The 5272-nt window shown below is 71.2% G+C and carries 5 protein-coding genes; 2 read left to right on the top strand and 3 right to left on the bottom strand.

From position 1 onward, the window contains the following. Nucleotides 1-1774 (bottom strand): type IV pilus twitching motility protein PilT (locus D7V97_RS39590; protein ID WP_120615754.1); only part of this gene is annotated, 1774 nt, incomplete at its 3' end. A 175-nt stretch (nucleotides 1775-1949) separates the two neighbouring features. Next, nucleotides 1950-2486, bottom strand: coding sequence for an N-acetyltransferase (locus D7V97_RS39595; RefSeq protein WP_120615755.1), 537 nt, complete (start codon nucleotides 2484-2486; stop codon nucleotides 1950-1952). Nucleotides 2487-2761: 275 nt separating this feature from the next. Here D7V97_RS39595 and D7V97_RS39600 point away from each other — a divergent pair, with 275 nt between their 5' ends. Together D7V97_RS39600 and D7V97_RS39605 are read left to right on the top strand one after the other, a co-directional pair. After that, nucleotides 2762-3481, top strand: a complete 720-nt coding sequence (locus D7V97_RS39600) for an ATP/GTP-binding protein (RefSeq protein WP_120615756.1) — start codon at nucleotides 2762-2764, stop codon at nucleotides 3479-3481. A gap of 26 nt (nucleotides 3482-3507) precedes the next feature. Then, nucleotides 3508-4971 carry an ATP-binding protein gene (locus tag D7V97_RS39605; protein ID WP_233583527.1) on the top strand — a complete coding sequence of 488 codons (1464 nt, stop codon included), beginning with the start codon at nucleotides 3508-3510 and terminating at the stop codon, nucleotides 4969-4971. On the opposite strand, the gene D7V97_RS39610 is transcribed toward D7V97_RS39605, so the two are convergent. Beyond that, nucleotides 4968-5272, bottom strand: a 305-nt coding sequence (locus D7V97_RS39610; RefSeq protein ID WP_120615758.1) for a DUF4010 domain-containing protein, incomplete at its 5' end; no start/stop codon positions are given. The two genes, D7V97_RS39605 and D7V97_RS39610, sit on opposite strands and share 4 nt — an antisense overlap.

Raw genomic sequence — 5272 nt, forward strand, 5'->3', positions numbered from 1 at the left:
GGGGCACGGTGGTGGCGGCGCCGGGCCGCTTGCCCGTCACCATGGCCTCGATTTCGTCTGGGTTCTCCGCGAAGCCCTTCACCGTCTCCAGCGTCGCCTTGCCCGAGCGCGCCAGGTCCGACAGCGAGTCCTCGAAGCGGATGATGCCCAGCGACTTGCCGCGCTGCTGGAGCGACGGGATTTGATACGTCTTGTTGTCGCGGATGAGGTTGCCCAGCGCCACGGAGCCCGTGAGCACCTCGGCGGCGGCCACCATGCGCTTGCCGTCCGTGGAGGGCATCAGCCGCTGGCTGACGATGAGGCGCAGGCCGCTGGAGAGCGACAGCCGCACCTGCTGCTGATCCGCCGGCGGGAAGAGGTCGATGAGCCGGTCGATGGTCTTCGCCGCGCTGGGCGTGTTCATGGTGCTGATGAGCAGGTGGCCCGTCTCGCTGGCGGCGAGCGCCATGCGCACCGTCTCCGTGTCGCGCAATTCGCCCACGACGATGACGTCCGGGTCCTCACGCAGGCTGCCCTTGAGGGCGCTCGCGAAGGTGCGGGTGTTGGTGCCCACCTCGCGCTGGCTGATGAGGGCGCGCTTGCGTGGGTGCACGTACTCCACCGGATCCTCCACGGTGAGCACGTGGTGCGTCGTTTCACGGTTGATGATGTCCACCAGCGCCGCGAGCGTGCTCGTCTTGCCGTGGCCCGACGGGCCGGTGAGCACGATGAGGCCCTGGTGGTGGTGCGTCGCCTTGGCGATGTCCGCCGGCAGGCCCAGCGACTCCAGGGTGGGAATCTCCCGGGAGATGACGCGGAAGACGCCCTTGAGGCCCGTGCGCTGGCGGCCCACGTTGACGCGGAAGCGCCCCGTCTCCTCGGAGTCCAGCGCGAAGTCCACGCTGCCGTCGCGCTCCAGGATGTGTCGCAGCCGCTCCGGGATGATGGGCAGCAGGAGTCGCTCCACCAGCTCCGGCGACAGCGGCGTGTCCTGCGGTTGCAGCTCTCCCGCCAGACGGAACAGCGGCGGCCGTCCGGCCACCACGTGCAGGTCGCTGGCGTGCATGCTGCGCGCCTGCTCCAGCAGCACGGCCAGGTCGCGGCCCGGCGCGGGGGCGTTCCGCGAGATGGGGATGGCGCGCGCCGGGACGTCGGCCGCGGGTGAAGGTGCGCTCGCGGCGGGAGGGCGCGCGGCGGCGGGAACGGCGGCACGCGCGGAGATCTCGGCCGAAGCCTGGGGGACCTGCGCGCCCGCGGGGTGGGCCCTGGCGAAGGCGTCGGCCGGCGCCGTGACCGCGCCGACGGGGACACCTCGCACGGAGGCCGCTCCCACCGGTGCCGTGCGTGCGGACGCTTCCGTGGTAGCAGGCCCACCGGCCTGGGCCATCCGGGCCACGGCTTCCGCCGGAGCGGAGGGCGCCCGGCCGGGCGCGGCCTGGGGCACCGGGGTCGCTGGAGCCGCGGCCGTCGCGGGAGTCGCCTGCGTGGCGCCCTCCGTGCCGCGCGTGAGGCGCACGTTCATCAGGTCGCCCCGGCGCACCGCCGCGATGCTGAGCGAGCCCAGGCCGGTGGCGTTCACCGTCCACTGCACGGGGGTCTCCGACACCGTGGAGGCGCGCGCCAGGCCCACCATGGCCTGGAGGGCCTTCACGAGGTCGTCGGTGGTGAGGGCGCCGGGGTCGACGGGCTCGTAGCCGGTGGCGTTTCGCACCATGGGCGGACGGCCACTGGCCAGGGCCAGCTCGGTGATTCCGGGACGCGACAGGTGACGCAGCAGCTCAGCGAGCGGTTTCATGCGAGGGGTGGCCCCACCGCTGCCGTGCGTCAGGCCCGGCGGGGTGGAACCCGCGCAGGATAGTCGACCGCCGCGCGCCGGGACACCCGGGGGGCCTGTCTCCAAAGCACGACGGGAGCGGCCGTGTGAGGGCCCCTCCCGTCGGGTACTGCCATCAGCCTGTGATGGACGCGGATTATAGCTCGCGCGACATCAGGAGCCGCAGCTTGCCGGACTTCTTGGACACCACCGTGGCCACGGTGGTGAAGCCCGCCTTGCGGTAGAAGCCCACCGCGGGTGCATTCGCCGGATCCACGCGCAGCGCGATCGTCTTGCGGTACATGTCGCGGGCCGCGTCCAGCGCCTTGTTCAGCAGCATCGCGCCCAGGCCGTGGCGCCGCAGCTCCGGCTTCACCACGATGTTGCGCAGGTAGGCGGCGCCGGGCACCGGGCCGTCGCGCTCCACCGTCACGTAACCCACGATCTGGTTCTGCAGCCGGGCCACATGGAGGAAGGGCTTGAGCTGGGTGAGGGCCTTGAGGCTGTCCTCCTGGCTCTCCCCACGGCCCTTCCAGGGCTCGGAGTTGGAGCGCAGGGCCGACACCGTGGTCAGGTCCTCGTCGGTGGCCACACCGAATTTGACCCCGTTCACCAGGTCGTTGGAGAGGGTCGCCACGTCCATCACCGGCGTGGGGGCCACCTCGACGCCTGGTTCCACCTGCTTCATCGTCATCGCCTTGCTCCTCCGTCGCGTCCGCGATCCTAACCGGTCCCCCCTTACCCGTGCACGCGATCATTCCGCGCACAGTGTCCTCTTTTCCGTGTGGGGAGACGTCCTCCTCTTGGCACGAGGAGCGGGAACTTCTCGAAACGCCACTCGGGGGAACGCCATTCCTGGAGCGCGGATCGTTTCCGCTCCGTCGTCTGGCGTGCAACCGGCCTTCCGCGCGGGGCGTGGGACCATTATAAAAAGACGGTCCCGGTCCCCCTCGGGTTCGAGCCCCCTCCTTGCAACTGAACCACGCCCAGCGTGAGCTGACGCTCAAGATCGTCTACTACGGCCCCGGGCTCAGCGGGAAGACGACGAACCTGCGCAAGCTGCACGCCCGGGCGCGGCCGGATGTGCGAGGGCGCCTGCTGTCGGTGGACACGCACGACGACCGCACGCTCTTCTTCGACCTGCTGCCCGTCTTCTTCTCCACCTCCGCGGGCTTCAAGGTGAAGGTGAAGCTCTTCACCGTCCCCGGCCAGGTCATCCACAACGCCACGCGGCGCGTGGTGCTGCAGGGCACCGACGCGGTGGTGTTCATCGCGGACAGCCGGCGCAACGCGTCGCAGGAGAACAACGCCTACTGGCGCAACCTCCAGGAGAACATGCGCGAGATGGAGCTGGATCCGGCGCAGGTGCCGGTGGTCATCCAGTTCAACAAGCGCGACCTGCCGGACAGCCTCACGGACGCCGAACTGGCGGACATCCAGAAGAAGGGCACCCAGCCCGTCGTCGGGTCGGTGGCGGTGCGGGGCGAGGGCGTGGTGGAGACCTTCCACGCCGTGGCGCAGGCGGCCTGGCGCGCGCTCGAGAACCGCGCCCACCTGTCGCGCAACGTGGGCCTGTCGGAAGAGGAGTTCCTGGGGCAGATCTTCCGGCAGGTGGACCTCTCCGGCACGGCGCTGGAAGGCCGCTACGGCGCCCTGCCCGAGGGTGGCGCCAGCGGGAGTCCTTCATGAGCAGCCCGATGGGAGGACCCCGGGACATGTCGGGCGGGCTCCGGCGGGAGTCCGTCCTCCAGCGGCGGCTGGCGCTCGGCGACCTGTTGGACCTGCCGTCCTTCGCGGAGGTGGTGAAGGGCTTCAGCGACCTGTACCGCGTGGGCATCAAGGTGCTGGACGCGCGCGGCACGAAGCTGGCGGACGTGAAGGTGGGGCACGGCGACTTCTGCGCCTACGTCTTCTCCTTCCCGGACGGGCGCCACGCGTGCACCGCCATGGTGGGCCGCGTGAAGGACGGGCCCGTGCTGCCGCTGGACGGCGGGCGCGTGGCGGACGGCGACACGTCCGAATCGTCAGGGCTCATCGCGCTGCCGTGCTTCACCGGGCTGCGCTACGTGGTGATGCCCGTGCGCTGGGACGGCGACTTCCTGGGCCGCGTCATCCTGGGGCCCTTCACGCCCGAGGAGCTGACGGACTTCCCGGCCACGCTCACCGGCATCGAGGGGCTGGACCTGGAGCGGGCGCACGAGCTGCTGGCGCGCGTGCGCCGCGTGCCCGAGCGCACCGCGGCTCAGGTGCTGGGCCACTTCGGTCAGGTGCTGGGCGCGCTCGTCGCCAGCGGCCAGAAGGCCTACCTCGCCACGCACCTGCACCTGGAGTCCACGCTGGAGGTGCACCGCGAGCTGGAGGCGCAGAACGCGCGGCTCATCCAGGCCAACGCGCGGCTCAAGGAATTGGACCGGCTGAAGTCGTCCTTCCTGGGCACGGTGAGCCATGAGCTGCGCACGCCGCTCGCGTCCATCCTGGGCTACTCGGAGATGATGGCGGAGGGGCTGGCGGGGCCGCTCAACGCGGAGCAACTCCAGTACGTGCGCACCATCGTGGAGAAGGGCGAGACGCTCCTCTCGATGATCTCCTCGCTGCTGGACCTGAGCCAGATTGAGGCGGGCCGCCTGCGCCTGTCCATGGCGCCGGTGGACCCCGGCTACATCATCCAGACGGCGGTCTCCAGCGTGCTGCCGCAGGCGCAGCGCAAGGGCCTGGAGCTGGAGGTGCGGCTGCCGCACACGCCCCAGCCGCGGCTCGCGGGCGACCTGGACAAGCTGCGCCAGGTGGTGGTGAACCTGCTGGCCAACGCGGTGAAGTTCACGCCGTCGGGCGGCCGGGTGAAGGTGACGCTGTCGGACGCGGCGATGCAGCAGGAGCTGGGCGTGCCCGGCTACCGCATCAGCGTGGAGGACACCGGCGTGGGCATCCGCTCGGAGGAGTTCGAGCGCATCTTCCAGAGCTTCTACCAGGTGGATGGCAGCTCCACGCGCGAGTTCGGCGGCGCGGGGCTGGGGCTCGCCATCGTGAAGAGCCTGGTGGAAGGGCACGGCGGTCGCGTGCGGGTGGAGAGCGAATACGGCCACGGGTCGCGCTTCATCGTGATGCTGCCCCTGCACCCGCCCATGGCGGACAGGGGGCTGTCCGCCGCGCCGCCCATGCCGGAGCCGGACCGCTTCTAGGGCAGGAACGTCGGCAGGTGCGTCTGGACGAGCGCGCCCGCGAGCCCCAGCAGCATGACGACGCCCAGGGCGCGACCCAGCCGGAGGGTGAGCGGGCGCTGCCCGGACACGCGCGCCACCAGGACGAAGTTGATGGCGGCGCTGGCGAGCGACGCGATGATGGCGCCCACCCCGGCCGTCATGGGGGTGATGGTGCCGTTGGCGCACAGCGACGCGGCGGACGCCACCGCGGAGGCGCTGGACACCAGCCCGCCCAGCGCGCTCACCGCGTAGAAGCCCCAGCGGCCCAGCAGCGTCTGGC

This window comes from Corallococcus sp. CA053C (genome assembly GCF_003611675.1).
Taxonomy (GTDB): domain Bacteria; phylum Myxococcota; class Myxococcia; order Myxococcales; family Myxococcaceae; genus Corallococcus.